The organism is Ruminococcoides sp. (genome assembly GCF_057037865.1).
This window is the reverse complement of sequence record NZ_DBLZMS010000004.1, coordinates 121647-148646: the sequence shown is the minus strand read 5'-3', so window position 1 is coordinate 148646 and position 27000 is coordinate 121647. Positions and strand designations below refer to the sequence as shown.

Genomic DNA, 27000 nt, shown 5'->3' with positions numbered 1-27000 from the left:
ATCGTGTATCCTTTGGAGGTTTATAATGGAATTTACAGAATACAAATGTCCGGTATGTGACAAACAGTTCAAAAAGGGTGACGATATTGTAGTCTGCCCTGAATGCGGAGCACCGCATCACAGAGAATGTTATGAAAAAGAAGGTCATTGCCATTTTGCAGACAAACACGGTGCTGATTTTTCTTTTGAAAAAGAACAGCTTGAAGAGGCCGAACAACAGGCAGAGCAGGACGCCAAAGACGGTGTAGTTCTTTGCAAGCGCTGCGGAGCGGAAAATCCGAAAGAAATGTTCTATTGCTGCAGCTGCGGCGCACCGCTTTACGGTGATGGCAAAAACAATCCGAACTTTCAGCAGAATCAGAATAACGGTCAGCCAAACCCGAATTTCAATCAGAATCAGGGTATGCCGCCGTTCGGTGTTCCTTTTGGTCAGGCAAATCCGCAAATGGCTGCCGCTTTTGATCCTATGGCAGGAATGAAGAGCGACGAACCGCTTGTTGACGATATCACTGCAGGTGAAGCCGCAAAATTCATTGGTAAGAACACCCCTTATTATCTGAGGATTTTCAGCTTTATCAATAAGTTTAAAAAGAGCAGATTCAATTTTTCCGCATTTATTTTATCGGGAATATATTTTCTGTACCGAAAAATGTACGGCTTAGGCGTATTGTTCTCAGCTCTCGTACTCGGTTCAATGGTAGGTTCTGCTTATATTTCATCGCTTCCGGCATGGAAATCTATCTACACAGGCATAGTACAGGCTCAGCAATCCGGACAGGTGCTTTCGCTTAGTAATTCTTTCGGACTTTCACCGACTGAGTTTTTACTGTTTCTCTCTCCTCTGCTTGCAAATGCGGTTTCACTTATAGTAATGGTTATCAGCGGTTTAATTGCAAATAAATGTTACTACAATCACTCTGTTAAGAAAATTAAAAAGATAAAAAGTACAACAAATAAAGAGCTTTTGAATGAGGCACTCGAAACAAAAGGCGGAGTAAATCTCCCGATTGCTATTTCTGTAGCTTTTGCTTTCCTTGTTGTCAATTATCTGCCGATGTTCTTAATGTAAACGACAGAAACACCGTAGTAAATGTATAGAAACATAATGAGTAAAAAGTTTAATGAGAAAGAAGGAATATTATGAGTATAACAAAGGCGGTTATCCCGGCGGCGGGACTCGGTACAAGAGTTCTTCCCGCAACAAAAAATATGCCGAAAGAAATGTATCCTATCGTTGACAAGCCAACTATTCAGTTCATAGTTGAGGAGGCTGTTGCGGCAGGAATTACAGATATTCTCATCATCACAAACCGTGGCAAAGGACTTATGGAGGATCATTTTGACGCTTCTCCCGAACTTGAAAGTCTGCTTGAAAAGAGCGGCAAAACAGAATTTCTTGAAACAGTCAGAAATATTTCAAACCTTGCAAACATTTCTTTTATCAGACAAAAAGAAATGAAAGGTCTTGGACATGCCGTTCTCAAAGCAAAATCTTTTGTAGGCAATGAACCTTTTGCCGTTATGTACGGTGACGGCGTTATTACAGGCAAGGTTCCTGCAATCAAACAACTCATTGATCATTACGGTGAATACGGTGAAGGAGTTGTAGGTGTTAAAAAGGTTGACGCCAAAGACATTCACAAGTACGGTTCGCTCAAAGTTGAACATATGCACGACAATATTTTTGCCTGTACGGACATGAAGGAAAAGCCACAGACTCCCGAAGAAGTTCTTTCACTTTATTCGATTCTTGACAGATGCGTGCTCCCGGCTGAAATTTTTGAAATTCTCGAAAATACAAAGCCCGGAATCGGCGGAGAAATTCAGCTTACAGACGCAATGAGAGAGATTGCAATAACAAAAGGAATGACAGCCGTTGAGTTTGAGGGAAAGAGATACGATATGGGCAATAAATTCGGAATCTTGCAGGCTCAGATAGAAATTGGGCTTGAACACCCTGAAACAAAAGATTTATTGAAGGATTACATAAAAAATCTTGCAAAAACTTTGTAAAAAGGTATTGCAATTTTCAGAAAAGTGCAGTATAATGTGCTGCAGTTAAATATTGGATTCAAAAAAACAAGGAGGATTTCACATCATATCAGTGCGAAATCCTCTTTTTGCTTTTAAGAACTATTTTAATTCTTTGTTATTCAATTGTTATTTCATAAGGGCAACAGTTTTCATATATATAGTATGATTTGAATCCGGCTTTAAAAGCAAGCTCTATCCCCTTTTCAATATCTCTGCCGACATCATTTATATTATGTGCGTCACTTCCGAGGGTTATGTACTTACCTCCAAGGTCGTGATAGCGTTTAATTTCATCAAATGCAGGGAGAGTTTCACCGAGTCCCTTGAACAGTCCCGAAACATTAATTTCAAGAGCCTTATCCTTTTTAATAAGTTTTTCGTAGATAAGGTCAATCTTATCTCTGTACGGTGAAAGACTCGGAATAACGCCCGTGTCACGCTTAATATATCTCAACGGATATGTAAGATGTGCAAGAGTACAAAAGCTGTCAAAAGAGGCGGTTTCGAGAAGTTCATCAAAGTACATATCGAGAATTATATGTGCATCTTCTTTTTTGAAATCCATATAATAAAAATCCGGTCTGTTTCTCAGGTTATGCACGGATGCGATTATTATGTCAAAATCTCCAAAACAAAGTGCTTTTTTTGTACATTCGTCATTGTGCATTGGCTCACCGAGTTCAATGCCTCTCAGTATTTTGATTTTCCCCTTGTATCTATCTTTCAAAATCGAAGTTTCATAATTCGATTTTGGAATTAATTTGCTGAAATCTCCGTACTCACTTTCAGAGCCGAGCAAAATCTCGGGAGCTTCGCAGTGGTCGGTGATTGCAAGTGCAAAAAGTCCCTTATTACAGGCACTGTTGCACATTTCTTCAACTGTATTTTCAGCATCAAAAGAGTTGCTTGAATGGGTATGAATATCACATATTTTCATTAGTAAAACACCTCACAAAAAAGATGATAACATATGAAAAAAATTTTTTCAATATTGCACTTTACTTTATTAAAAATTAGTTATATAATATGCACAAATAAAGAAAAGCAGTTTTATGCAGAATCCCAACGAAAATCTGCATAAACAGGAGGTAAAAAATGAAGGCAGTTATCACAGTAATCGGTAAAGACAGCGTTGGAATCCTTGCAAAAGTTTCAGAGGCCTGTTCAAAGGCTGATGTTAATATCGTGGAAGTAACACAGAGTGTTCTTCAGGATATGTTTGCTATGATTATGCTTGTTGAAATTGACAAATCCAACATCGGATTTGAGCAGCTCCGTACAAACCTCAAAGCAGTCGGAGAATCAACAAATACAAAGGTTCATGTTATGCACGAGGACATCTTTAACAGCATGCACAGAATTTGATCAGTGCTACCGAATTGAAAGGATATACATAATATGTTAGAAACAAGAGATATACTTGAAACCATAAATATGATAGACAATGAAAACCTTGATGTAAGAACAATTACAATGGGTATTTCATTGCTTGACTGCATTGACGAGGACATTGATAAGGCTTGCACAAAGGTTTATGACAAAATCTGTCGAAATGCAAAAGACCTTGTTAAAACAGGTGAAGACATCCAGAAGGAATTTGGTATTCCGATTATACATAAAAGAATTTCAGTTACCCCTATCGGTATGGTAGCCGCTCCGTGCCAGAGCAAGAATGTTGTCAAGTTTGCCCACACTCTTGACAAAGCCGCAAAGGAACTCGGCGTAAACTTCATCGGCGGTTATTCCGCTCTTGTTCAGAAGGGTTTTGCAAGCGGTGACTACGCTCTTATTGAGAGTATTCCACAGGCCTTGAGCGAAACCGATTTCGTTTGTTCATCCGTAAATATCGGTTCTACAAAAGCCGGCATCAATATGGATGCTGTTAAGATGATGGGTAAGGTCGTTAAGCAGGCTGCAGAAGTTACAGCCGACAGAAACTGCATCGGTGCCGCAAAGCTCGTTGTATTCTGTAACGCTCCCGAAGACAACCCGTTTATGGCGGGTGCTTTCCACGGTGTCGGTGAAGCCGATACTGTTATCAATGTCGGTGTATCGGGTCCCGGCGTTGTAAGAGCCGCTCTTGCAAAAGACGGTGCAGGAAAAGACATCACGGAAATTGCAGATATGGTTAAGAAAACTGCATTCAAAATCACCCGTATGGGACAGCTTGTTGCAAGAGAAGCAAGCAAGCGACTTTGTGTTCCCTTTGGTATTGTTGACCTTTCACTTGCCCCGACACCTGCTGTCGGCGACAGTGTGGCATATATTCTTGAGGAGATGGGACTTGAAGTGTGCGGATGCCACGGTACAACCGCTGCACTTGCACTTCTTAATGACGCTGTTAAAAAAGGCGGCGTTATGGCTTCTTCCCATGTCGGCGGTCTGAGCGGTGCTTTTATCCCCGTTTCCGAGGATGCAGGTATGATTCATGCCGCTACTGAAGGTTACCTTGATATTACAAAACTTGAATCAATGACAGCCGTATGTTCGGTTGGTCTTGACATGATTGTAGTACCCGGTGACATAACTCCCGAGGTTATCTCTGCAATTATTGCAGATGAGGCTGCAATTGGTATGGTAAATACCAAAACAACTGCGGTAAGACTTATTCCGGCTATCGGAAAAAGTGCAGGCGAAGAACTTAATTTCGGCGGACTGCTCGGCAGAGGTCCCGTTATGCCTGTAAGGAAAGGTTCACCGGAGGCATTTATTAAGCGTGGCGGAAGAATTCCGGCTCCGCTTCAGGCGCTTAAAAACTAATTTTTCACGGGGGTGGTTTTATGGAGAATATGATTAAAAAAATCGTTGATGCCGACAACGAAGCCAAAGCCATGGAAAAGGATACTCTTGAAGAAAAAGAGGAACTTTCCAAAACTATTGAAGCCGAAACGAAGAAGATTTATGACGACTTCATGGCAAAAGCTGAAGAGGTTGTGAAACGCAACGACATTCAGGAAACAAAGAAAGCCGAACAGCAATGGGAGGAAATTCAGGGCAAGCACAATTCAGTGCATATCAAGCTTGACTCTGATTTTAAACTCAACTGTGACAAGTGGGTTGACGAAATCGTCAAAAGAACGGTTGCACAGTAACATTCCATTTACTGTTTACAAGGAGGTGTATGCGGATAATGTCAAAAACTTCGTTTGCAGTTCTGACAAAAGCAAGGTCAAAGTTCGGCAACAGACTTACCGAAAAGGATTACCAGAGTTTGCTTGCATGCCAGAGCGTCGGAGAGATTATGTCGTATCTTAAAAATAATACGCATTACTCCAAGGCTCTGACGGATGTCAGTGAGCGTGAAATTCACAGAGGACGGCTTGAGGCTCTTTTGAGGCAAAACCTTTTCTATGAATTTGACTCTTTGTGCAGATACGATTCGAGCGTAAGCTCGGGTTTGTCATCGTACATTATCTCGACATTAGAGGTTGAGCAGATTATAAGATTCCTTATCCTGCTCAGTTCAAACTCGACTGACAAGTTCATCTATCAATTCCCGGGGTATATTTCAAAGCATACGGAAATAGATGTTAACAAGCTTGCCAACGCAAAAAATTATGAAGAGTTTCTGAACGCCACACAGTCCTCCCAATTCTACGATATTCTCAAGCAATTTTCTCCTGATGAGAAAAATCGACTTCCAATATCGGACATTGAGAACAAGCTGTATAACTTGGTGTTCGGAAAACTGACAAAACTGATTAAAGCTACAACAAAAGGACAGGAAAAGCACGAGCTTATCAACTTTTTCTTTACGATTAACGATTATAATATTTTCTCGAGAATTCTGAGATTGAAAAAGTATTATAAGCTTTCTCCCGATGATATCAAAGCAAACCTCTTGCTTAATTACACAAATCTCAGCGAAAAGACCATTGACATGATGTGTAAGGCGGAATCTTCGGGCGAGATATTCTCAATTATGCAGAATACGCATAACGGAAGATTGATTGATAAAATCGGATATGTTTATGCAAGCGATATTTCACCGAGAGTAAAATACAGGCTTGCAAGGAAAAATATGCACTTTTCCAACAACCCTTCGGTTGTAATGATTTCATATATTTTTGTTGCCGAAACAGAGCTGATGAATATTGTCACTCTGATTGAGGGCACAAGATATGAACTTGACAATAAAATTACACAGTCATTGCTCATTAAATGATTATTTGACTGTCAAGAAGAGGTGATTATAATTTGGCTGTTTCAACCATGCAGGCCGTAAGCATTATCGGACTTACAAGGGATATTGATAATGTAATATCGGTACTTGGTGAATCAGGTGTGTTCCATCCCGATGATGTTTCATCCTTCTACAGCAACACAAAGGATTTTACACATCTGCAATCAAAAAACATCTATGCTGAACCTCTTAACACTCTTAAAGCAACATTAAGCCTTACAAAACGCAAGTTTAATCTTGTTGATGTAAGTGACTTTAATCCGACCTTTAAAGAAATTGAGCTGTTTACAAATCAGATAAACAGCGACATTGAAGTTCTTGCAGATGACAGGCTGTTTGTTGAAGAGCAGCTGATGCAGGCAAAGGAAAATCTTGTTGAAACAACACACTTTGTCGGACTTGGGGTTGAAATTGAAAAGGTTTTAACCTTAAAGTATATCAGTTCACGCTTTGGCAGATTGCCTAAGGAAAGCTTTGAAAAGCTTTCAGCCTATAAAGATAATCCTTATGTGGATTTTATTGTCTGTTCCGAGGATAAATCACATTATTGGGGCGTTTATTTTGCTCCGATTGACAAAACCGAGGAAATTGACAGAATCTTTTCAGGATTGTACTTTGAAAAATGTGATGTTCTCGGAGTTAATGATACACCGAGAATTCATCTGAAAAAACTTGAGAGTCTTATCCCCCACCTTGAGGAAAAGCTTAAAGAAGCTCAGAAGCGAGTTGACGATTATGTTAACAAGTATGAGGTTAGAATCTGTAAATATCTTTCTAAGCTTGAAGAGCTTAATCTTTATGCCAAAATCCGCACAAAAGCATTGCAATACAGCAAAAGCTTTATCATTGTAGGTTGGGTTCCTACAGAGGATGCTAAGCCTCTCAGACGCAGACTCAAAAAAATTGCCAGCGTCAATGTAGATTTTTCAGACGGCAAGACAGAGATTGCAAAATCGCCGCCTGTCAAACTCAAAAACTGTTTCCTTGCAAAACCGTTTGAATTTTACACAGAGATGTACGGTGTTCCGAAATATAACGAAATTGATCCGTCACTCTTTATCGCTATCACTTATGTCATTATATTCGGCATAATGTTTGCTGACCTCGGTCAGGGCATTTGTGTATCAATTGTCGGTGCGCTTATGTGGAAACTCAGGAAAATGAAAATCGGTAAGATTCTTGTGCCGTGCGGAATTTCTTCTGCGATATTCGGCTGTGTGTTCGGAAGTGTGTTCGGATTTGAGCATGTGCTCGATCCTCTTTACAAGGCACTCTTCGGACTTGATGAAAAACCGATTGAAGTAATGTCATCAGGCTCAATTGTAATGATTCTTCTTGCGGCTGTTGCAATAGGTATTTCGCTTGTTGTGGTTGCTATGGGACTTAATATTTACAGTTCCTTCAAACAGGGAGATGTGGGAAGAGCCTTGTTCGGATCAAGCGGTTGTGCAGGTCTTGTATTCTACTGTTCAATTATTTTCGGTGTTGCAGGACAGCTCGTATTGGGTCTGCAGGTATTTTCCCTTGCATACATTCTTTGCCTTATCGTTCTCCCCTATCTGCTCATCTTTTTCGGTGAGCCTCTCGGACTTCTTATCGCCGGTGAAAAAGACTGGCAGCCCGAAAGCTGGGGCGGATATATTCTTGAGCATGCTATCGAGTCAATCGAATTTTTGCTTGAGTATGTTACGAACACGGTAAGCTTTTTAAGAGTCGGTGCATTCGTTCTTGTACACGCAGGTATGATGACAGTTGTTTTCGTACTTGCCCAAACAGCTCCCGCAGTAGCATACTGGCCCGTAGTTGTTTTAGGTAATGTTTTTGTAATGGTTCTTGAGGCGCTTCTTGTTGCAATTCAGGTGTTAAGACTTGAATATTACGAGATGTTCAGCCGTTTCTATTCCGGTGAAGGCAGACCTTATGAACCTGTTAAATTAAATATTGATTGATAATTTTTTGGAGGTATTATTATGTTATTCAATTTAATTATGTTAGCTGTTCCGGTAGTATTCCTTTGTGCATCTGCAATTCTTGCAGTAAAGGCTTTTGAACACGGCAAGAACAGAAAGAAAACAGTTCTTACTCAGATTTGCTCATTCGCTGCTGTATTTGCATTCTGCATGGTATGCCCTATCGTAGCAAGTGCTGCTACAGGTGACGCCGCTGCAGCTACATCGGGTATGGCTGACGGTCTTGCATATATCGGTGCCGCTCTTGCAACAGGTCTTTCATGTATCGGCGGCGGTATTGCCGTTGGTAACGCTGCTCCTGCCGCTATCGGTGCTACAAGTGAAGATCCTAAGGCATTCGGTAAAGCAATCATCTTCGTTGTACTTGGTGAAGGTATCGCTATTTACGGTATGCTCGTTTCAATTCTTCTTATCTTTGCAAGATAATTTAAGCGATTTAAGTTTCGTTAAGGATTGATTATTATGAAATTTTTTCTTATAAGTGATAATGTCGATACCAAAATGGGTATGAGATTTGCAGGTATTGAAGGCGTAGTTGTTCATCAGGAGGATGAGGTACGCAGTGAGCTTGAAAAGGCTATGAACAGGGATGATATTGCAGTTATTCTTATTACGGAAACACTTGTTTCGCTCTGTCCCGACCTTATTTATGACCTCAAGCTTAACCGCAAACAGCCGCTTATTGTTGAAATTCCCGACCGTCACGGTAACGGAAGAACCAAGGACAGTATTACAAAATATGTTCAGGACGCAATCGGCGTAAAGCTGTAATTATCACATATCTGAATTTATTCAGGGAGGTTATTTTTAATGGAAAACTCCAAAAACAAAACAGATAACTTTCTGAAAGCCATTAAAAAATATGCTGATGAACAAAGAAGTGCCATGCAGACAGAGGTTGCTCAGCTTAAAGAAGAAAAGCTGAAAGAGGCAACCGAAAAAGGCAGACATGACAGCGAAAAATATATCAAGGACAAACTTGAAGAATCAAGAAACAGACAGACGGGTATTCTTGCAAAGAAAATTCAGGAAGGTCAGAAAAAACTGTTTCTCGAGAGAGCTGAAATGACTGAAAGCGTATTTAAAAAGGCTGAAGAAAAGCTTGTTGAATACACAAAAACATCAGATTACTCAAACAGCCTTGTAAAAAGTGCAAAGGAAGTTGCTAAGCTTTTTGCAGACAACGACTGTGTTGTTTATGTCAACGAAAGAGATATGAAGAACTCAGACAAAATCAAGGCAGTTTTTGCAGGAAGCACCGAGGTTGTTGCCGACAAATCAATTAAAATCGGCGGAATCAAAGGCTTTTGCAAGGCAATGAATATTGTTGCCGATGAAACTCTTGACAGCAAGCTCTATGCACAGAAAGAATGGTTTATTGAAAATTCCGGACTAAGTGTGCTTTAATCTTGCTGACTGTTAATTTCTTTTGAAAGAGATGGTAATAATATGGAAAACAACAATGTTATATATGGAATAAACGGACCTGTTGTTACCGTAAAAAATACCGACAGCTTTGAGATGATGGAAATGGTTCATGTAGGCAAGCAAAAGCTTGTTGGTGAAATCATCGGTATTACAGACGACATCACAACTATTCAGGTTTATGAGGAAACAACAGGACTTAAACCGGGCGATCCCGTTGAGGGTACCGGTGCTCCTATGAATGTTCTTCTCGGCCCCGGTATTATTGACAACATCTTTGACGGTATCGAAAGACCGCTAAAGGCTATTGAAGAAGAAGCAGGTGCGTTTATTAACCGTGGTTCTTCGGTTTCTGCTCTTGATGACAAGAAGCTGTGGAATGTTACAATGAAGGTCAAAGTCGGTGACAAGCTTGAGGGCGGTCAGATTTATGCTACTCTCCCCGAAACTCCTATCATTGAACACAGACTTATGGTTCCGCCTGAGCTTTCGGGTGAAGTAGTAAAGGTTAATCCCAACGGCGACTACAAGCTCTTTGATACAGTTGTTGTAATCAAGGATGACGAAGGCGTTGAGCACAACCTTACCCTTTGTCAGCAGTGGCCAATCAGAACTTCCCGTCCTGTTAAGGAAAGACTTACATCATCTGTTCCGCTTATCACGGGTCAGAGAGTTATTGATACTCTCTTCCCTATTGCAAAGGGCGGTACAGCAGCTATTCCGGGCGGTTTCGGTACAGGTAAAACAATGACTCAGCACCAGCTTGCAAAATGGTGCGACGCCGATATCATCATCTATGTCGGTTGCGGTGAGCGTGGTAACGAGATGAGCCAGGTTCTTGAGGAATTCTCAGAGCTTATTGACCCAAAGTCACAGCGTCCTATGACCGACAGAACCGTACTTATCGCCAACACATCAAATATGCCTGTTGCGGCTCGTGAGGCTTCAATTTACACAGGTATTACTCTTGGCGAATATTACAGAGATATGGGTTACCATGTTGCCATGATGGCTGACTCAACATCCCGTTGGGCTGAGGCTCTCCGTGAGATTTCAGGCCGACTTGAAGAAATGCCTGCCGAAGAAGGTTTCCCTGCATACCTTCCTTCAAGACTTGCCGAGTTCTATGAGCGTGGCGGTCGTGCCGAGGTTCTCAGCGGCGGCGAAGGTTCTGTAACGCTTATCGGTGCGGTTTCTCCGCAGGGTTCAGACTTCTCTGAGCCTGTAACACAGAACACAAAGCGTTTTACAAGATGTTTCTGGGCTCTTGATAAGGCTCTTGCTTATTCAAGACATTATCCCGCAATTAACTGGATGGACAGCTACAGCGAGTATTTTAACGACCTTGATCCGTGGTTCAGGGAAAATCTCGGTGAGGATTTTATTGAATACAGAAACAGAATAAGCGCACTTTTACAGGAAGAAAGTTCACTTATGGAAATCGTAAAGCTTATCGGTTCGGATGTACTCCCCGATGACCAGAAGCTTGTAATTGAAACAGCAAGAGTAATTCGTGTCGGTTTCTTACAACAGAACGCTTTCCATGCCGATGATACTTATGTTCCGCTTGAAAAGCAAAAGCTTATGATGAAAACCATTCTTCATCTTCATGCCAAAGCTAAGGATATAGTTGCTCAGAATATTCCGCTTTCCAAGATTCTTAACCTTGGTCTGTTTGATAAGCTTACAAAGATGAAGTATGATATTCCTAACAGCAAGCCTGAAATGTTTGACGATTACATTAAGGAAATTGACGAAAAGCTTGCTGCAATTTCTTAATAAGGAGGGAACGCAATAATGATTATAGATTATGTAGGCGTTAAAGAAATTAACGGCTCTCTTATAGTTATGGACGGTGTTAAGGGCGTTTCCAACGAGGAAATTGTTGACATTCGTCTTGATAACGGTACAATGCGTCAGGGTCGTGTCGTTCAGATTGAGGGCGAAAGAATAGTTGTTCAGGTTTTTGAGGGTACAAGAAGAATCAGCCTTAAAAACACAAGAACAAGACTTACAGGTCATCCTATGGAGATGCCTCTTTCCCCTGAAATTATCGGCCGTGTACTTGACGGTGCGGGCAAACCTATTGACGGACTCGGAGATATTTTCCCTGTTAAAAAGGCTAATATCAACGGTACTCCTATCAACCCTGTTTCCCGTGTTTATCCTAAAAACTACATCAACACAGGTATTTCAACCATTGATACGCTTATGACTCTTATCAGAGGTCAGAAGCTGCCTATCTTCTCCGGCTCAGGTATGAAACATAATGACCTTGCCGTTCAGATTGTAAGACAGGCTAAAATCAGCGGCGCAAACAGCTCTAACTTCGGTGTTGTATTTGCCGCAATGGGTGTTCAAAAAGATGTTGCAGAATACTTTAAGAAGAGCTTTGAAGAAAGCGGCGTACTTTCAAGAGTTGTAATGCTTTTGAACCTTTCAAACGATCCTATCATTGAAAGAACTCTTACACCGAGATGTGCTCTTACAATTGCTGAATATCTTGCATTTGAGCTTGATATGCACATTCTCGTTATTATGACCGATATGACATCTTATGCCGAGGCTCTTCGTGAGTTCTCGTCATCAAAAGGTGAAATTCCGGGCAGAAAGGGTTACCCAGGCTATCTTTATTCTGACCTTGCATCACTTTATGAGCGTGCAGGTATGATTAAAGGTCACAACGGTTCTGTTACACAGATTCCGATTTTGACAATGCCTAACGACGATATTACTCATCCTATCCCCGACCTTACAGGTTACATTACAGAGGGACAGATTGTTCTTGACCGTTCACTTCAGGGACAGGGATTGTATCCGCCTGTCAATGTTCTTCCTTCCCTTTCCCGTCTTATGAAGGACGGTATCGGTGAGGGTTACACAAGAGCCGATCACCAGCCTCTTGCAAACCAGCTTTTCGCTTCTTATGCAAAGGTAATTGACGCAAGATCGCTTGCATCTGTTATCGGTGAAGAGGAGCTTTCCCCTACTGATAAGAAGTACATTGAGTTTGGCAGATTGTTTGAATCAAAGTTCGTTAATCAGGGCTTTAATGAAAACAGAAGTATTGAACAGAGTCTTGACCTTGGTTGGGAATTGCTTTCAACATTGCCGAGAGCAGAACTTGACCGTGTTGACGATGCTTTACTTGATCAGTACTATAAGGGTGACAAATAATCGTTTGAAGAAAGGAGTGTGAGCATTTATGGCAGTACAGACAGTACCTACCAAGGGTAATCTTATGAATACTAAGAAATCCCTTGCACTCGCCAAAAACGGCTATGAACTGTTGGACAGAAAGCGTAACATTCTCATCAGAGAAATGATGACGCTTATCGACCATGCAAACGCAATCCAGCAGAAAATTGATGACGCTTATGCAGAGGCTTACACAGCACTTCAAACGGCAAATGTTACCAACGGCTTTTGTGAAGATATTTCTAACGCTATTCCCTATGAGAACGGCTTGAAGCTTGATTCAAGAAGTGTTATGGGTGTTGAAATTCCGATTCTCACTATTGAGAAACGAGAGGACCATAACTACCTACACTACGGTCTGCGCACAACAAATTCGGCAATTGATAAGGTTTATACGAAATTTACCGAAGTTAAAAATCTTACAGTTGAGCTTGCCGAGATTGAGAACAGCGTTTACCGCCTTGCCGATTCAATCAAGAAAACTCAGAAGAGAGCAAACGCTCTCAAGAACATTATGATTCCCCGTTTTGAGGAAACAGTTAAGTTCATTTCCGACGCACTTGACGAAAAGGATCGTGAGGAATTCAGCCGACTCAAGGTAATCAAAAAGAAAAAGCAAAAAGATGCTGCTTTGAAAAAAGCTAAAGAATTAAGTGCTGAAAGCGCATAAATTATCAGCCCGACCGTAATTTGGTCGGGCTGTTTTAATGTGTCAACATAATAAAACGGATTGGCATTTTTATTGAGCCAATCCGTTTTGTTTTAGATGTTGTGAATAAGCTGTTGTTTCTTTTTTGTTCGGTATTTTATAAATACCGAAACAATACATTCTGCAAAAACAACTATTGCAATCCCTGAAATAAGGTAGGCAAACATACCAAATGATGCCTTTGCCATAACAATTCCAAGTATGTCCGTTCCCTGTTTTATTGGTACGCTTATGCTGTTAATTGATTGATACGCCCAACACCATGCGATAATACCGTTGATAATGTTGGATACAGCAAGCGCAGTAATAACAGTACCGTATATTTTCATTTTCTTTATGTTGTGATGAAATATAAATACAAACAAAAGCTGTGCTAACAAGAGAATAAAAAATACAATCGAATTTCTTATAACAGGTATTTGGGTCAGTAAAGACGAAAGTGCTAAAAAAATAAAAAGAACAGTTAAAAATATTTCACTTATTTTCATATTCCACTTCACTTTCGGTCAAGTTTTCTTCTGTGCATTTTCTCTTTTGTCTTTGTACCCTTTACTTTGAAGATAATCAGGTATCCTGCAAGAAGCGCAAGGAATGTTGTCTGAGTATAGAACAAAGCGTAATCCTCGCTTGAAAAGCCCTTGCCATGCTTTACGGGCTTGTCCTCGGGCTTTTCTGTGGGAATAGGCTCAATGCCGTCATAATTGCCCGAAATCACCGCCTCATCGGGCGAAGACGCTGCAGATACACTTACACAAAAGGCTGATGAAAAAGTCATCAGAACAGCCATTAACAAGGTGATTATAAATTTAGTCTTTCTCATAATATTTCCCTTTGAAAAATTAAGATTTAAAATAACTACAGTTAATTGTATCACAAGAGAAATATATATGCAACTGCTCTTTATTCTTCTGTCCAAACCTCTTTTGCCATATTGAAAGCTGCCCAAGCTTTTGACCATCCTGCATAGAATGCGGAATGAGTGATGATTTCTGCAATTTCTTCCTTTGTAATGCCGTTGTTTTTGGCTGACATAAGATGATACTTAAAGGAAGAATCTACAAGTCCCTGTGACATAAGTGCAACAACTGTAACAAGTGAACGGTCACGAAGTGAAAGTTTGTCTTCCCTACTCCACACTTCACCGAAAAGCACATCGTCATTAATTTCTGCAAATTTCGGTGCAAACTCACCGAGTTTATCTCTTCCTGCTGTCTGTTTTACCATTGATATTAACTCCTAAAATTCGTTTATAATAGTTATTTTTAAATTATTTAAATCAAAGCGACTGCATCTTCTGCAATCTGTTCGGGTGTGAGGCGGTTTTCTTTGAGGACATCGGCAGGATTATATCTGTCAATGAATTCCTTTTTAAGACCAAAATTGATAACCTTAACATCTGACGGACCGTAGAAACGGGCAATCTTCTCACCAAAACCACCGTCAAGCACTCCGTCTTCAAGTGTCACAACAACATCATGGTCTTTCTTGAGGCTTTCAAGAAGTTCTGAGTCAACGCCTGTAATGTAGTAAGGATTGATAAGAGTAGGCGCTGTGCCTGTTTTTTCTTCAATAAGCTTTGCAGCCTGTTCGCCCATTCCATAGAATGAACCGAGTGCGATTACGGCAATCTTACCGCCCTGCTGAGCAACTTCATATTTATCAAGTTCTGCAAAATTTTTTGTGCAAGGCTTGCCTGTTGAAACAAGTTCTGCAACGGGAACACGAATTGCAACAGGGTAATCTGTCTGCTCAATGCTCCAGTCGAGGACTGCAAGGTAATCTTCCTTAGTTGTCGGAGCGATATAAACAAGGTTAGGAATATTTGAAATCATGGGAATATCAAAAATTCCGAGATGTGTAACATCTGTCATACCGTTTACCGACGCAGTCTGAACAAGGATTGTTGCAGGGTTTGAGTCAATGCACAAGTCCTGTGAAAGCTGATCGTAGGTTCTCTGAATGAATGAGCTGTAAACATTGAATACGGGCTTGCCGCCGTTCTTTGCGATAGCAGATGCCATTGCAACGGCTGTCTGTTCTGCGATGCCTACATCAAGAAACTGTCTGCCGAATGCCTTTCTCTCATCAGGAGTAAAGCCGTAAAGTGCGGGAGTGCCGGCTGTAATCGCCACAACAGACTTGTCAGACTTCATCTTATTTCTAAGATAATCTGTTGTAATTGAGCTGTAGTCCTCCTCATCAGGGAAATTAACAGTAGTTTTGCCTGTTTCAATATCAAACGGCATACACCAATGCCAGCTTTCTTTGTCGGTTTCAGCAGGCTTATAACCTTTACCTTTAAGAGTGTTAATATGAACAACAACAGGATGATCAATGTCTTTTACAGACTTAAAAGCCTTGATAAGCTCTTCAATATTGTTGCCGTCCTTGACATATACATAATCAAGCCCCATTGACTTGAAAAGATTACATTCAGCCTTGCCGTCTGTGTCACGAAGAAGTTTGAGATTTTTATAAAGTCCGCCGTGATTTTCTGCAATTGACATTTGATTATCATTTGCTATAATAATCAGGTTAGAATCCATTTCACCGGCAACATTAAAACCTTCAAGAGCCTCACCGCCGCTGATTGAGCCGTCACCGATGAGTGCAATAACATTACCATTGCCGTTTGTTACATCTCTGCCCCTTGCAAGCCCGCAGGCAAGGCTGACAGAGGTTGATGTATGACCGACAGTAAAAATATCGTGTTCGCTCTCTATGGGGCTTGTATAGCCTGTTACATCATCGTAATGCTCCTGTGCAATATATGCCTCTTTTCTGCCTGTGAGGATTTTATGAGGATATGACTGGTGTGAAACATCAAACACAAACTTGTCCTGTGGTGAATCAAATACATAATGAAGGGCAATTGTTGCCTCTACAATACCGAAATTCGGGCCGAAGTGACCGCCGTGAACACTTGCACGGTGAAGTAAAGCGTCACGCATCTCCGATGCAAGAGCGTTAAGTTCATCAATACTGAGTTTCTTAACATCCTGCGGTCCGTTTATTTTTTCAATATACATCGTAATCAGAGCTCCTTATCATATAAATTTTAAATATAAATCATAGATATCTCTCTTTAGCTATATTATATAACCTCAAGCTAACTTTAGGTCAAGAGTATTTTTAAAAAATTTATCTTTTGCATTCTTTTTTCATGTATATCGTCGCAACGCAATAGCATAACCCTCGACAGTTAACTATAATTGAAACAGGCACTTACATAATTGCAAGTGCCTGTTTCATGGCTGAGCCGGCGGGATTCGAACCCACGGGTGACGGAGTCAAAGTCCGTTGCCTTACCGCTTGGCGACGGCTCAGTATATATTCTACTTTTATTGATTATTAAAAAAACAAGCCGCCAAAGAATTTCTTCAGCGGCTGTTGGTGACCCATCGGAGATTCGAACTCCGGACACCTTGATTAAAAGTCAAGTGCTCTGCCAACTGAGCTAATGAGTCAAATGGGGTGGAATGCCGGATTCGAACCGGCGGTCTCCAGTGCCACAAACTGGCGCGTTAACCAACTACGCTAATCCCACCATAAGTGGCGCGCCAAAAGGGACTCGAACCCCTGACCTACTGCTTAGAAGGCAGTTGCTCTATCCAGCTGAGCTATTGGCGCATCAGTTGCTGACCTCAGTCAGCCTTTATATTATACCCATATACGGCATATTTGTCAACACTTTTTTGAATTTTTTTCATATTTAATTTTTAAAAAGTTTTTTTCGGACAAAATCCGTCAAATTACGGCTTTCCGTATTTTTGAGCAAGTGCAAGATTCCTGTAATCGGGTTCAGATGAAACCTCTCTTATAAGCTTTACAAACTTAGGAAGTTGATACCGCTGATCTTCACTAAGCAATTCAATTTCTATTGTTGCCCTGTCATTCCAGAACGGATAAACATCAAGTTCGCAGTAGGTGCTGTTGTCAACAATGCAATATCTGTCTTTACTGATGACGCCTGTAACATACTGCCTTTGAGCAAGGTACGAGTCGTATTGTTCTTTTGAAATATAATTTTCAATTTCAATCCGCTTAATATCCGATATTTTGATTTTTACAGTTTTGATATATACAGCCTTGTCACCCTCTCCCCTTTTGCGGATTCTGAAATATCCTTCCTCGGGAGTAGTGAGGTATGCCTGTGTAATGGGAATTCTGCGACAGGTTTTTATGCTGTTCAAAAATTCAATATCAGGATATTCAATCAAAAATTTTCTTTCAATTTCAAGCGGTTTCGGAATTCCGAGAAATGCGACAACCTCCTTGAGAAGTCTATTCAGCTTAGTATCAAAGTCGGTCGAATTATCAATAATTCTCAGATGCGGTGTGCCTGTCCACACAGCCATAACATCTGTGTCAACTTCTCTTGCTTTTTCAAGACTTTCTTCTCTGCGGAAAATATTAGTTTCTTTTCCGTAATACTCTTCTGCACCGTCTGCGGAAGTCACAAGATGAAATACTGCGTCATAAGAGCTTCGTATTACATCTTCATTCAAATTGTGAATACCTGCATACTTTGCAAACTCATCTTCCGTAACATATGCTCTGCTGTCAAGCAATCCTCTGTCAAAAAGCAAAACCGCCTTTTCACAATCCATATTTTTGGCAATTTGCGTTTTTTCATTCTCCTCAGCAAGCTGAATTTCAAACAGTTCTCTGTGAAATTCATAAGAGCCGACATTTTCGGGGGTTTTGCCCTCACTAAACAATCTGCTTGCAACCTCACCGATTGTAATTGTAGGAACATTAAGCTTTTTAAGCTCTTCGCTGATATATTTTAATGCGGAAGACTTGCCACCGCAAGGTCCTCCCGTCAATACGATTTTTACAACTTCAGCCATAAAATCACCCATATAACTCATTAAATTAAGTATATATCCCAACAGCAATTTTTTTATTCTGTAGAAGAACATTGTTGTTTGTTTTTGCCCTTTAAAAGATAATATCGGCAAAATGAAAGTTTCTTATGCAGTAAAATTCATATTATACATTAAAAAGCGTATAAATTATCATAAAAATGGTGAAATATGCTGTTATAACATTGACAAGTTGCGTGTTAAAGTGCTAAAATATGTGTATAACCAATGAGGTTTTTTCTTATATTGAAAGGAAGTATTTATGATGGAAAAGCAGAATATTGACTGGGCAAACATTGGCTTCGGTTATATGCCCATCGGTGAAAGATTTGTAGCTAATTATAAAGACGGTAAGTGGGACAACGGCAGTATGACAGCCGACACCACAATTACTATCAGCGAATGTGCAGGCGTTTTGCAGTATGCTCAGACTTGCTTTGAGGGTATGAAAGCGTACACTACCTGTGACGGCAGAATTGTTGTGTTCAGACCTGACCTTAACGGACAGAGAATGGAGGACAGCTGTAAGCGTCTTGAGATGCCTGTATTTCCAAAAGAAAAGTTTGTTGAGGCTGTTTGCAATGTTGTTAAGGCAAATGCCGATTATGTTCCTCCGTACGGCACAGGCGCAACACTTTATATTCGTCCGTATATGTTCGGCAGCGGTCCTGTAATCGGTGTTAAGCCGTCGGCAGAATATCAGTTCAGAGTATTTACTACTCCTGTAGGTCCTTACTTCAAGGGCGGTGCAAAGCCTATTACAATTAAGGTTTCAGACTTTGACAGAGCTGCTCCTCACGGCACAGGTCACATCAAAGCAGGACTTAACTATGCAATGAGCCTTCACGCTATTGTTACCGCTCATGCAGAAGGTTTTGACGAAAATATGTATCTTGATGCCGCTACAAGAACTAAGGTTGAAGAAACAGGCGGTGCTAACTTTATTTTTGTAACAAAGGACAACAAGGTTGTTACTCCAAAGTCTAACAGCATTCTCCCCTCAATTACCCGCCGTTCACTTATGTATGTTGCTGAGCATTATCTTGGTCTTGAGGTTGAAGAAAGAGAAGTTTACTTTGATGAAGTTAAGGACTTTGCAGAATGCGGTCTTTGCGGTACAGCTGCCGTAATCTCACCTGTCGGCAAAATTAACGACCACGGCAAGGAAATTTGTTTCCCGAGCGGTATGGATGAAATGGGTCCGATTACAAAGAAGCTTTACGATACACTTACAGGTATTCAGATGGGTAGAATCGAAGCTCCCGAAGGCTGGATTAAGGAAATCAAGTAATCAATTTTATACATATAACAAGACGGTCTGCGAGAACAGACCGTCTTTTATTTGCAGTTTTTAATTATATTGTTGTAGGCAACATCTACGGCAGAATCATCTGTATTACAATGCAATACATAAAAATTTGTATGCCGAATAAGATTATCAAGATTTGAGAGCAAAGACATTCCATCTGACTTATTCACAAATTTGACAGTTGATTTGTAGAGCCTTTGTACAATCTCATTTGTGTCGGGAATTGTAACAAAATTATCGTCTGAGCGTTCTATGAATATTATAGCGCCTACGGGAACGGTTTCATTGTTAGCAATTCCGCTTCCGCCGTCAAACGGAGTTCCGCAGCATAGCGGGACTTCGTTTTTAATTTTCACAACAGGCTTATCGTCATTGAGAATATGAGCTTTTGAGCCGAATCTTTTCAGCCACATCTTTGTATGAGTGGATTTGCCGACGCCTGAATCGGCGGAAAACAAATACGCTTTTCCGTTAAAAACGAGTGCCGAGGAATGCACAAGCATAGCCCCACGGTGAATTATTTTACGGTTAAAAATTGACGCCGTTGCAAATTCTTCGGCTTCATCAATGGTTGAACCTTCAACCATACGGCTCAACAGGGAATTTAAGTATGAGTCTGACGGTATTGCAGAAAAATCTGCACTTCTCTCCCCTTCATACAAAAACGGTTCGCACAATTTTTTTAAATAATCAAATTTTGGTTCAATTTCAACGATAAAATCAGCTATTAAATATTTTGGCAAAGCGTCCTCCGAAATAAAACAGACTCACAAAAAGTGAGCCTGTTTTTTTATTGGTTAGTTTAAATGAACGATAAACTTCTGAATTTCCGTTGCGTCAACTACTGTGATGTCACCGTCGTTGTTATAATCGGCAAGATGTTTTTGTTCTGCCGAAAGTTCAACAATACCGACAACATACTTCTGCACAAGAGTTGCATCTAAAATATTAATCCCGCCATCCATATTAACATCACCGACATCATAAGCAGAAATGCCCTCAAACGGAATATTGTTAGCCTTTGCGTATTCCTCGGCATAAGAACCGTAACTGCCCTTGATTGTTACAGAAGCAGTTTTTCGGAACGCAGACCTGGAAATTTCAGTAACAGAAGACGGAATATAAACAGACTTCAAAGATGAACATTCAGAAAACGCATAATTACCGATTTTGTTTACTGTGTCCGGAATAACAATAGATTCAATTGACGAACACTTATAAAACATCTGTGCGTTTATTAATGTTATTTTTGAATTAAGATCAACTGATTTTAATGAAGTACATCCTTGAAAAAGGCAGATACCAACATCCGTACAATTTTCAGAAAGCTTTGCAGACAAAAGATTTGTTGCGTCAGCAAAAGCACTATCGCCAACCTTAGTAACAGTGTTTGGCATGGTTACAGAAGTTATTGTTGTATTTTTTGAAAAAGCAAAAGAATCAATTCCTGAAACGGTCTTATCCAAAATTGTTTCGGGAATAGCAACATTAGAATTTGAATTATCATAATCAGAAACGGTAATAGTGCCGTCACTATTTTTTAAAAATATGAAATGATCAAATTCATAATAAGTTTCTGCAAAAAATGTTGTAATACCAATTACAGCTAACAAAACCACTGTAACGGAACACACAAGAATTTTTTTGAAATTTTTCATAATAGTTCCTCAATTGTACATATGGGGCAAACGAAAAATATTTGCCCCATAAAAATTTAATATTTAAGCCTATTAAGCAAAGGGTTCATCACCGTTTTCAGGCATTACGCCGCCATTTTCAGTAATCGTTCCCTCCGGATCACTGTAATTGACCTTAGCAAGTATAGATTCGAATGAGAATTTCACAATTTCAATTGCAGGTTCGTTATACTGCTTTTTCATAAATTTCTACCTCCCCGCAATTACTTATCTGTATTTGTCTCAGAGTTGCCGATGTCATAAAGGTTAAAGTAAACTGCACCAGTGATTTTGAAAGTACCAGGAACTGCATTACCGCTTGCGTCAACCTCATACACATAGTAGTATGCCTTCATAACATAATTTCTGTATGCCTGAGTATTCTTAAACTTAACATAGTAGTCAAGTCTGTTCTTATTGTTATAACCTGAATTATTAATTCCAAACTTATAAGCAATATTGCTAACGCCATCTACATTTGTATACTTCAAGCTGGAAGAATTACCTGTGGCAAGGTTTTTAATCTCATCGGATGAACTATTGAATTTAATACCAGAGTAATCAACAGTAGAACCTACAGCGCCAAATTTACCGCCATCTTTAACATTAGCTTCTGTAACTTTAGCATTCTGATTAAGTTCAACGATGACACCTGTTTTGTATTTAGATGACTGATTAAGAAGTTCAGCGTCAGGTGACATAAATGCAACTATAAAGTCAGCATAGAGATAGTCATAGTTAATACCTGCCTCTGTGTACTGCTCACGAGTATATGTCGCATTACCGATAGAGATATAGGACTCACTCTTTCCACCGTAAATAGGTTTTACAATAAAGTTGTCAGTTACTCTGAGATTGAAATACTGTGAATAGCATCTTGCAATTTCACGTTTTGTATTATCAGAAACTACAGACCAATAGAGGAACTTTTTGCCGTTAACTTCTGCTGCTGTTTTGTAGAAGTCGCCTGTATCACTATTCTTGATATAGGAATTCAAAGCGTGTTGTCCGCTATATACCGGTGCAAAGTCGGTTTCATTTGCAGCTTTATCAGTACAATAAGATAATTCTACATTAAACTCCTTACCGGTCTGAATACCGTCGAGAACTACATTTGTACCGTTAATAGTCGTAGTCTGCTGTTTGATACTCCAGAGACAATCTTTATGAAGGTCATCAATAGCAGGAGCATTATCCATAATAAGTTTCTGATGATCATGGTTATTAGGATCAATAATATAAGCATTTTTAGCGGTATCATAATAATTATCGTCAAGCTTAACCTTTACTGTATAAACTCTGTCCTGATCAAAACGGTTCTTATATCTGTAGTGAAGCACAGCGTCACCTGTTACAGGAGAAATATCCGAATAGTAGTTAAGAGCCATAGTAACCTGATGACCGCTTGAATCGAACAAATCGGAGGGTTTCACAGTAAACGAATGTTCAACAGTTCCTGTCTTTCCTACATCACTATCATCTTCACCACCAAACGGCAGATACTTGCCATTTTTATCCTTTTCATAGAACCTGTAAAACGTATTATTGCCTGCACAAACTGTTTTGAGTTTAATACTAATGGGTTGATCACTCTGTGCAATCGGAATAGTAATACTGCCTGTCGTATAATCATATGTAGTTGTTTTACCATCCTTGTCAGTAAGGTCAACTTGTATATAGTATGTGCCACGACCGCCAAGCTTATCGGGACCGTCATATGCTGTATGCGAAAGTACAAGCTGACCGCTACCGATTTTGATATATCTTGCAACAAACTCTGTGTAAGCACCTGTTACAAGCTCAATTTCAGACATAGCGTCTTTATCGTACTCAATATAATTACCGTCTGCGTCTATTGCATACCAACCTTTGAATAACCAAAGGCTTGAAGAAGATGCGGTAAGAACAGCATCTGTTGCGTTCAACGGAAATTCATGTGATGTTGCGTCATTAATAGCCGCTTTAACACCTGTTTCCTTTCCTATAAAGCCGATGTTTTCAGGATTTGTGTTTGTGTCCTTAAAAAATGTTGTACCGTGGTCTGTACTGTATTCTACCCTTGTTTTGAGTGTTACCTTAACATCGTCAGCCTTAGTGTAGTACCAACGACCGTCAACACGAATACCGTCGTTTCCATCTTCATTAGAAGTTTTTGCAGTCATTTCAGACTCATAACAAATCTTAGTTTCAGCACCCTTATAAGGCTTGAGGGCATTCCAAATTTTGTTTGTGCTGCCTTCGGCAACATCCTTATCAGTTAAAATAAAGTCATTAGGGTTGCCCTGTACAATAAAATTACCATCTTTATCGAATACATACCACTCAGTTGACCAAACGCCTACTGTAGTTTTCTGGTTACCTGTTGAAACAACATATAACGTTTGAGTCTGTGCAGGGTCAAGATCGTAACCAAGAACATCTGTTTTATTACCTGAGAAGTAATTAATAAAGTCGTCCCAGCCATTATGAGTTTCATCACCGTAAGTTGAAATGTCGATTTTTGGGTCTGTCATAACAGGAGCATCTTTCGCATCAGCAAGAAGTGAAGACTGGTTTGAAGTACCTTTTCTGTACTTTACATCGAACATGATTGTATCATAGCCCTGCTCTGCAAGTACAGCAAAGTCCTTATAGTCATATGACTGTCTGTTAGCAACATTTCCGTCAGCATCTTTTGCACCCTTGAGATTTTTATGAAGACCTTCAAGGCCGTAGTTGTTAATTGTCATACCAGAAACAGAATATGGCTTAGTGGTATCATTGTTATAACCATATTGTTTTTGTCCGTTAGCGTAGTAATACTTTGGAACTTTGATATAGAAAAGTCCGTCCTTGTTTTGGAGCATTGGCTGTCCCGGGTAGGCTGTCGCACTATATGCGTTGTTATTGTTAACTTCATCAGATTTGTAATAATAGGTATAAAGAGCTACCGTATCGCCCCATTTACCTTTAAGCTCATCAGCGTTTACATAGAATGTGATGTAGTCGCCTGCCTCTTCAATTTTAGTGTTAAAATAAACAGGTGTGATTTCAATATCAGTATTTGTACCATCTATTGTATAGCTTGCAGAATAAACACCGGGTTCGGTCTTCTGTGCAGGAACAGTTTTACCATTTACGCAATAAGCATAAACATAGTAGCCTGCTTCTTTATAAGCTTTATTAACGGTTGTCTGAACAGTTATGATTGAACCTTTAACAGCCATATATTTTGTATAACCGGCTTTTTCCGAACCTGTTGAATCAATTACACCGCTTGTAACTTTTGTTACACCATAATCCTGTGTACCGTTCGTGGCAATAGTACCGTTTTTAGCAAATATATTTACTGCATTTTTAGGAGCCTCTTTGAACTTAGGCTCAGCAGAGTATGTGATTTTCTTTGAATTTAAATCAAGATTGTTTATATTAATGGTAAAGCCGGTAACATCACTATCACCGTTAATGTAAACTTTTGCAAATTTTACACCATATGAGCCACCAGCCGGTTGTTGTACATTCGCGTTATAGTTATCAAGAGAGAATCCCTTATCACTAACATTAATAATTTTAATATTTTCACTACTATCATTAATTATACCGGAAGTATTATTTTCTTTAGAAAAAATGATAAAATACTCCTTATCCTTGGGAACATCGGCTGCATTAAAGGCTGCGTAGTATTCACCCTTTTCATTTTCATAAAGAGGAACAGATTTATAATTTCCTGTTTGGAATGTCGGGTCTGTGCCACAGAGAAGATAATAGCCTGACGGAGTGACGGTTACTTCTTCAAAGTTAGCGGTTACGGTTGTGTCAGCTGTAATCTCAAGAGAAAGTGAAGGTTCGGTACGAGTTTCTGGTGTGCCATTATTAACCGTTACAGTCCAGTCGGAAAGAGCGTAGCCACTGGTTGGTTTTGCAGTGAATGTTACTGTATCGCCCTCGGTTACTTTTGTATCGGAAGTGAGTGGATTTGTTCCGTTGCGTTTAGCGGAAACAGTACCGAATGTTGGGTCGTTTGAATTGAATGTTACTGTGCATGTTTTTGCTTTACGGAATGTTACTTCTTTTACGGTAACATTCTGAGCAGGCATTGTAAATGTTGCGTTGTTGCCACTTACGGTGGTTTCAATTGGAGTACTACCGTCTTCACCCACAACAGTTACTTTGTCAAGAACTTTGCCAGTTTCAGGAGTTGCAGTAACAGTAACCTTTTCGCCTTTTGCAAACTCTGTCTTATCAACAGACGCAATTGACTTTATACTATCTGCTACAATAACATTGTATTTTGTGGTATTTTCCTCTACCCAAACACTTGGTGCATTTTTATCAGTCTTTACAATATAATGAATCTTGTATGTGCCTGGTTTACTAAAAAAGAAGTCGTTACCTTGACCTGAATTTTCGTATGTGTTATACGCTGTAACTGATGAATTACTCGAAATAATATCATATGTACCTTCGTTCGGACCATAATATTTGTCCGAACCATTATCCAACTTAATCAGCTTAAAATACTTACGATTATTTACATTTACATCATCATCTGTAACAGTAATTATTTTACTATATGAACCGTCCGATTCAGCGGTATCGAATTTTAAAGCACTATTATAACCTTTCCATCCCTTAATTGCTGACAGATCACCTGTAAGTCTGTACTCGGGATCAATAGCGGTAGACTTGAATTTTACATATACATTAGTATCTGCATTTACTGTTTCCTCATAATAAGTCTTAGTGCCGGCATCAGTAATTGCGTTTTTGCAGTCAGCATCTCTGTACCAACCCTCTACTGCGTAGTCTTCGTTTGGGGTTGCTGTGAAAGTTACAGACTTGCCCTTTTCAACAAAAGCAGGTGATGTACCGATTGAAGTTGAATCAGCATATGTAGCTTTAACAGAACCCATAGCTTCATCATTTACACCATAAGTTACAGTGTATTTTGGAGCTTCTGCGTTAACAATCCATGTTTTTAAATTATTAGCATCAAACCAAATTGTAAATTTAGATGTTGCATTACCTACCTTACAACCAGGTTTATTATCCCAATTATTAACATTATTGTTGACATCTACTTTGTCACCGTCAACATTTACAGTTTTACTCTCAGGATATGTTTCCCAAGCTGCACCGTACTGTATGCCATTATAGCTAAATCTAAAGCGGAAACTGTTGTTATAAAGATTACTATCTACAACATAATAAAAACAATCAGATTCAGCATCATATGTCATTGAAAAAGATGTTGTAGAGTTAAGAGGATCTCCACTTGTTCCATATAACAACTCAGCCTTAGGAGTAGTTTTAACAGTTACTGTTGCAGTATCTGAAACAGAAGTATAGTTATCAGCTGAAACAGATACAGTATAAGTAGTTGTTGCCGAAGGAGTAACGTCAATTGATGCAGTAGTATCAGAAGTTGTCGCTGTACCAACAGTTTTGTTACTTGCATCAGTAAAAGTATAAGTTACTTTATCAACACCTGCTGCTTTTTTCGTCAAAGTTGCAGTAAGTTTTGTACTGCCACCTGATGTAACAGTTGCAGGCGAAGCTGTAAGTGATACGCTTTGTGCTACTGAATTAGAATCTGAATAAGTGCTCCAAGTATAACTATTACCGTCAGCAGATACTTTAATCAAATTT

24 protein-coding genes and 4 tRNA genes are annotated in these 27000 nt (G+C 39.7%); 14 read left to right on the top strand and 14 right to left on the bottom strand.

Translation table 11 applies throughout. The features are described from left to right. The first annotated feature begins 25 nt into the window (after positions 1-25). Positions 26-1069, top strand: a complete 1044-nt coding sequence (locus AC2HW8_RS05235; RefSeq protein WP_484327236.1) for an RING finger protein — start codon at positions 26-28, stop codon at positions 1067-1069. A 71-nt stretch (positions 1070-1140) separates the two neighbouring features. Continuing rightward, complete coding sequence (galU, locus tag AC2HW8_RS05230; RefSeq protein WP_117967488.1) at positions 1141-2013, top strand: UTP--glucose-1-phosphate uridylyltransferase GalU; 873 nt, start codon at positions 1141-1143, stop codon at positions 2011-2013. 136 nt (positions 2014-2149) lie between these two features. On the opposite strand, the gene AC2HW8_RS05225 is transcribed toward galU, so the two are convergent. Beyond that, entirely contained in the window at positions 2150-2971 is an 822-nt protein-coding gene (locus AC2HW8_RS05225) for a histidinol-phosphatase HisJ family protein (protein WP_484327235.1), read from the bottom strand. A gap of 158 nt (positions 2972-3129) precedes the next feature. On the opposite strand from AC2HW8_RS05225, the gene AC2HW8_RS05220 reads away from it, so the two are divergent. Genes AC2HW8_RS05220 through AC2HW8_RS05170 form a run of 11 tightly spaced genes read left to right on the top strand, consistent with a single transcriptional unit; the run spans position 3130 to position 13480 of the window. Further along, positions 3130-3399: an ACT domain-containing protein gene (locus tag AC2HW8_RS05220; protein ID WP_015524000.1), complete on the top strand. Its 270-nt coding sequence runs from the start codon at positions 3130-3132 to the stop codon at positions 3397-3399. 33 nt (positions 3400-3432) lie between these two features. Then, positions 3433-4794, top strand: a complete 1362-nt coding sequence (locus tag AC2HW8_RS05215; RefSeq protein ID WP_015524001.1) for a PFL family protein — start codon at positions 3433-3435, stop codon at positions 4792-4794. A gap of 20 nt (positions 4795-4814) precedes the next feature. Continuing rightward, the gene (locus AC2HW8_RS05210; RefSeq protein ID WP_015524002.1) at positions 4815-5126 is read left to right on the top strand and encodes a hypothetical protein; all 312 of its coding nucleotides are present in this window, start codon (positions 4815-4817) and stop codon (positions 5124-5126) included. Positions 5127-5164: 38 nt separating this feature from the next. Continuing rightward, positions 5165-6199, top strand: a complete 1035-nt coding sequence (locus tag AC2HW8_RS05205) for a V0D/AC39 family V-type ATPase subunit (protein WP_192869319.1) — start codon at positions 5165-5167, stop codon at positions 6197-6199. Positions 6200-6231: 32 nt separating this feature from the next. After that, complete coding sequence (locus tag AC2HW8_RS05200) at positions 6232-8166, top strand: V-type ATP synthase subunit I (protein WP_484327234.1); 1935 nt, start codon at positions 6232-6234, stop codon at positions 8164-8166. 21 nt (positions 8167-8187) lie between these two features. Further along, positions 8188-8613, top strand: a complete 426-nt coding sequence (locus tag AC2HW8_RS05195; RefSeq protein ID WP_015524004.1) for an ATP synthase subunit C — start codon at positions 8188-8190, stop codon at positions 8611-8613. 36 nt (positions 8614-8649) lie between these two features. Then, complete coding sequence (locus AC2HW8_RS05190) at positions 8650-8958, top strand: V-type ATP synthase subunit F (RefSeq protein ID WP_046432893.1); 309 nt, start codon at positions 8650-8652, stop codon at positions 8956-8958. Positions 8959-8997: 39 nt separating this feature from the next. Beyond that, positions 8998-9594, top strand: a complete 597-nt coding sequence (locus AC2HW8_RS05185; RefSeq protein WP_015524006.1) for a V-type ATP synthase subunit E — start codon at positions 8998-9000, stop codon at positions 9592-9594. A 42-nt stretch (positions 9595-9636) separates the two neighbouring features. Beyond that, on the top strand, positions 9637-11391 hold the full coding sequence (locus tag AC2HW8_RS05180; RefSeq protein WP_046432888.1) for a V-type ATP synthase subunit A: 1755 nt from the start codon (positions 9637-9639) through the stop codon (positions 11389-11391). Positions 11392-11409: 18 nt separating this feature from the next. After that, a complete protein-coding gene (locus AC2HW8_RS05175; RefSeq protein WP_021882860.1) occupies positions 11410-12789 on the top strand; it encodes a V-type ATP synthase subunit B in 1380 nt (459 codons plus the stop codon). 28 nt (positions 12790-12817) lie between these two features. Then, on the top strand, positions 12818-13480 hold the full coding sequence (locus tag AC2HW8_RS05170) for a V-type ATP synthase subunit D (protein ID WP_021882861.1): 663 nt from the start codon (positions 12818-12820) through the stop codon (positions 13478-13480). Between the two features lie 92 nt (positions 13481-13572). Here AC2HW8_RS05170 and AC2HW8_RS05165 read toward each other — a convergent pair whose 3' ends face one another. The 9 genes from AC2HW8_RS05165 to AC2HW8_RS05125 all read right to left on the bottom strand — a co-directional run bounded on the left by AC2HW8_RS05165 (position 13573) and on the right by AC2HW8_RS05125 (position 18372). Further along, positions 13573-14007 carry a hypothetical protein gene (locus tag AC2HW8_RS05165; RefSeq protein WP_295024163.1) on the bottom strand — a complete coding sequence of 145 codons (435 nt, stop codon included), beginning with the start codon at positions 14005-14007 and terminating at the stop codon, positions 13573-13575. Positions 14008-14015: 8 nt separating this feature from the next. After that, complete coding sequence (locus AC2HW8_RS05160; protein WP_484327233.1) at positions 14016-14339, bottom strand: hypothetical protein; 324 nt, start codon at positions 14337-14339, stop codon at positions 14016-14018. Positions 14340-14419: 80 nt separating this feature from the next. Beyond that, positions 14420-14743, bottom strand: coding sequence for a carboxymuconolactone decarboxylase family protein (locus AC2HW8_RS05155; protein WP_015524011.1), 324 nt, complete (start codon positions 14741-14743; stop codon positions 14420-14422). A 47-nt stretch (positions 14744-14790) separates the two neighbouring features. Beyond that, entirely contained in the window at positions 14791-16548 is a 1758-nt protein-coding gene (locus AC2HW8_RS05150; RefSeq protein ID WP_484327232.1) for a 1-deoxy-D-xylulose-5-phosphate synthase, read from the bottom strand. A gap of 222 nt (positions 16549-16770) precedes the next feature. Then, positions 16771-16845, bottom strand: a tRNA-Gln gene (locus AC2HW8_RS05145). A gap of 65 nt (positions 16846-16910) precedes the next feature. Then, a tRNA-Lys gene (locus AC2HW8_RS05140) sits at positions 16911-16986 on the bottom strand. 3 nt (positions 16987-16989) lie between these two features. Then, positions 16990-17066, bottom strand: a tRNA-His gene (locus AC2HW8_RS05135). Between the two features lie 6 nt (positions 17067-17072). Continuing rightward, positions 17073-17149 (bottom strand) — tRNA-Arg (locus AC2HW8_RS05130). A 122-nt stretch (positions 17150-17271) separates the two neighbouring features. Next, positions 17272-18372 (bottom strand): AAA family ATPase, encoded by a 1101-nt coding sequence (locus AC2HW8_RS05125; protein ID WP_337620395.1) that lies wholly within the window; start codon positions 18370-18372, stop codon positions 17272-17274. A gap of 280 nt (positions 18373-18652) precedes the next feature. Here AC2HW8_RS05125 and AC2HW8_RS05120 point away from each other — a divergent pair, with 280 nt between their 5' ends. After that, on the top strand, positions 18653-19678 hold the full coding sequence (locus AC2HW8_RS05120) for a branched-chain amino acid aminotransferase (RefSeq protein WP_015524014.1): 1026 nt from the start codon (positions 18653-18655) through the stop codon (positions 19676-19678). Between the two features lie 47 nt (positions 19679-19725). On the opposite strand, the gene AC2HW8_RS05115 is transcribed toward AC2HW8_RS05120, so the two are convergent. The 4 genes from AC2HW8_RS05115 to AC2HW8_RS05100 form a co-directional block, all read right to left on the bottom strand. Then, a complete protein-coding gene (locus AC2HW8_RS05115; protein ID WP_484327231.1) occupies positions 19726-20439 on the bottom strand; it encodes a hypothetical protein in 714 nt (237 codons plus the stop codon). Between the two features lie 54 nt (positions 20440-20493). Beyond that, entirely contained in the window at positions 20494-21354 is an 861-nt protein-coding gene (locus AC2HW8_RS05110) for a leucine-rich repeat protein (protein WP_443950835.1), read from the bottom strand. Positions 21355-21426: 72 nt separating this feature from the next. Next, a complete protein-coding gene (locus AC2HW8_RS05105; protein WP_293616388.1) occupies positions 21427-21576 on the bottom strand; it encodes a hypothetical protein in 150 nt (49 codons plus the stop codon). 20 nt (positions 21577-21596) lie between these two features. Beyond that, positions 21597-26996 (bottom strand): InlB B-repeat-containing protein, encoded by a 5400-nt coding sequence (locus AC2HW8_RS05100; protein ID WP_484327230.1) that lies wholly within the window; start codon positions 26994-26996, stop codon positions 21597-21599. Between the last annotated feature and the right edge of the window lie 4 nt (positions 26997-27000).

Coding starts and splice junctions, on each gene's coding strand:
- AC2HW8_RS05235 (WP_484327236.1), top strand. CDS start 26: ATGGAATTTACAGAATACAAATGTCCGGTATGTGACAAACAGTTCAAA.
- galU (WP_117967488.1), top strand. CDS start 1,141: ATGAGTATAACAAAGGCGGTTATCCCGGCGGCGGGACTCGGTACAAGA.
- AC2HW8_RS05225 (WP_484327235.1), bottom strand. CDS start 2,971: ATGAAAATATGTGATATTCATACCCATTCAAGCAACTCTTTTGATGCT.
- AC2HW8_RS05220 (WP_015524000.1), top strand. CDS start 3,130: ATGAAGGCAGTTATCACAGTAATCGGTAAAGACAGCGTTGGAATCCTT.
- AC2HW8_RS05215 (WP_015524001.1), top strand. CDS start 3,433: ATGTTAGAAACAAGAGATATACTTGAAACCATAAATATGATAGACAAT.
- AC2HW8_RS05210 (WP_015524002.1), top strand. CDS start 4,815: ATGGAGAATATGATTAAAAAAATCGTTGATGCCGACAACGAAGCCAAA.
- AC2HW8_RS05205 (WP_192869319.1), top strand. CDS start 5,165: ATGTCAAAAACTTCGTTTGCAGTTCTGACAAAAGCAAGGTCAAAGTTC.
- AC2HW8_RS05195 (WP_015524004.1), top strand. CDS start 8,188: ATGTTATTCAATTTAATTATGTTAGCTGTTCCGGTAGTATTCCTTTGT.
- AC2HW8_RS05190 (WP_046432893.1), top strand. CDS start 8,650: ATGAAATTTTTTCTTATAAGTGATAATGTCGATACCAAAATGGGTATG.
- AC2HW8_RS05185 (WP_015524006.1), top strand. CDS start 8,998: ATGGAAAACTCCAAAAACAAAACAGATAACTTTCTGAAAGCCATTAAA.
- AC2HW8_RS05180 (WP_046432888.1), top strand. CDS start 9,637: ATGGAAAACAACAATGTTATATATGGAATAAACGGACCTGTTGTTACC.
- AC2HW8_RS05175 (WP_021882860.1), top strand. CDS start 11,410: ATGATTATAGATTATGTAGGCGTTAAAGAAATTAACGGCTCTCTTATA.
- AC2HW8_RS05170 (WP_021882861.1), top strand. CDS start 12,818: ATGGCAGTACAGACAGTACCTACCAAGGGTAATCTTATGAATACTAAG.
- AC2HW8_RS05165 (WP_295024163.1), bottom strand. CDS start 14,007: ATGAAAATAAGTGAAATATTTTTAACTGTTCTTTTTATTTTTTTAGCA.
- AC2HW8_RS05160 (WP_484327233.1), bottom strand. CDS start 14,339: ATGAGAAAGACTAAATTTATAATCACCTTGTTAATGGCTGTTCTGATG.
- AC2HW8_RS05155 (WP_015524011.1), bottom strand. CDS start 14,743: ATGGTAAAACAGACAGCAGGAAGAGATAAACTCGGTGAGTTTGCACCG.
- AC2HW8_RS05150 (WP_484327232.1), bottom strand. CDS start 16,548: ATGTATATTGAAAAAATAAACGGACCGCAGGATGTTAAGAAACTCAGT.
- AC2HW8_RS05125 (WP_337620395.1), bottom strand. CDS start 18,372: ATGGCTGAAGTTGTAAAAATCGTATTGACGGGAGGACCTTGCGGTGGC.
- AC2HW8_RS05120 (WP_015524014.1), top strand. CDS start 18,653: ATGGAAAAGCAGAATATTGACTGGGCAAACATTGGCTTCGGTTATATG.
- AC2HW8_RS05110 (WP_443950835.1), bottom strand. CDS start 21,354: ATGAAAAATTTCAAAAAAATTCTTGTGTGTTCCGTTACAGTGGTTTTG.
- AC2HW8_RS05105 (WP_293616388.1), bottom strand. CDS start 21,576: ATGAAAAAGCAGTATAACGAACCTGCAATTGAAATTGTGAAATTCTCA.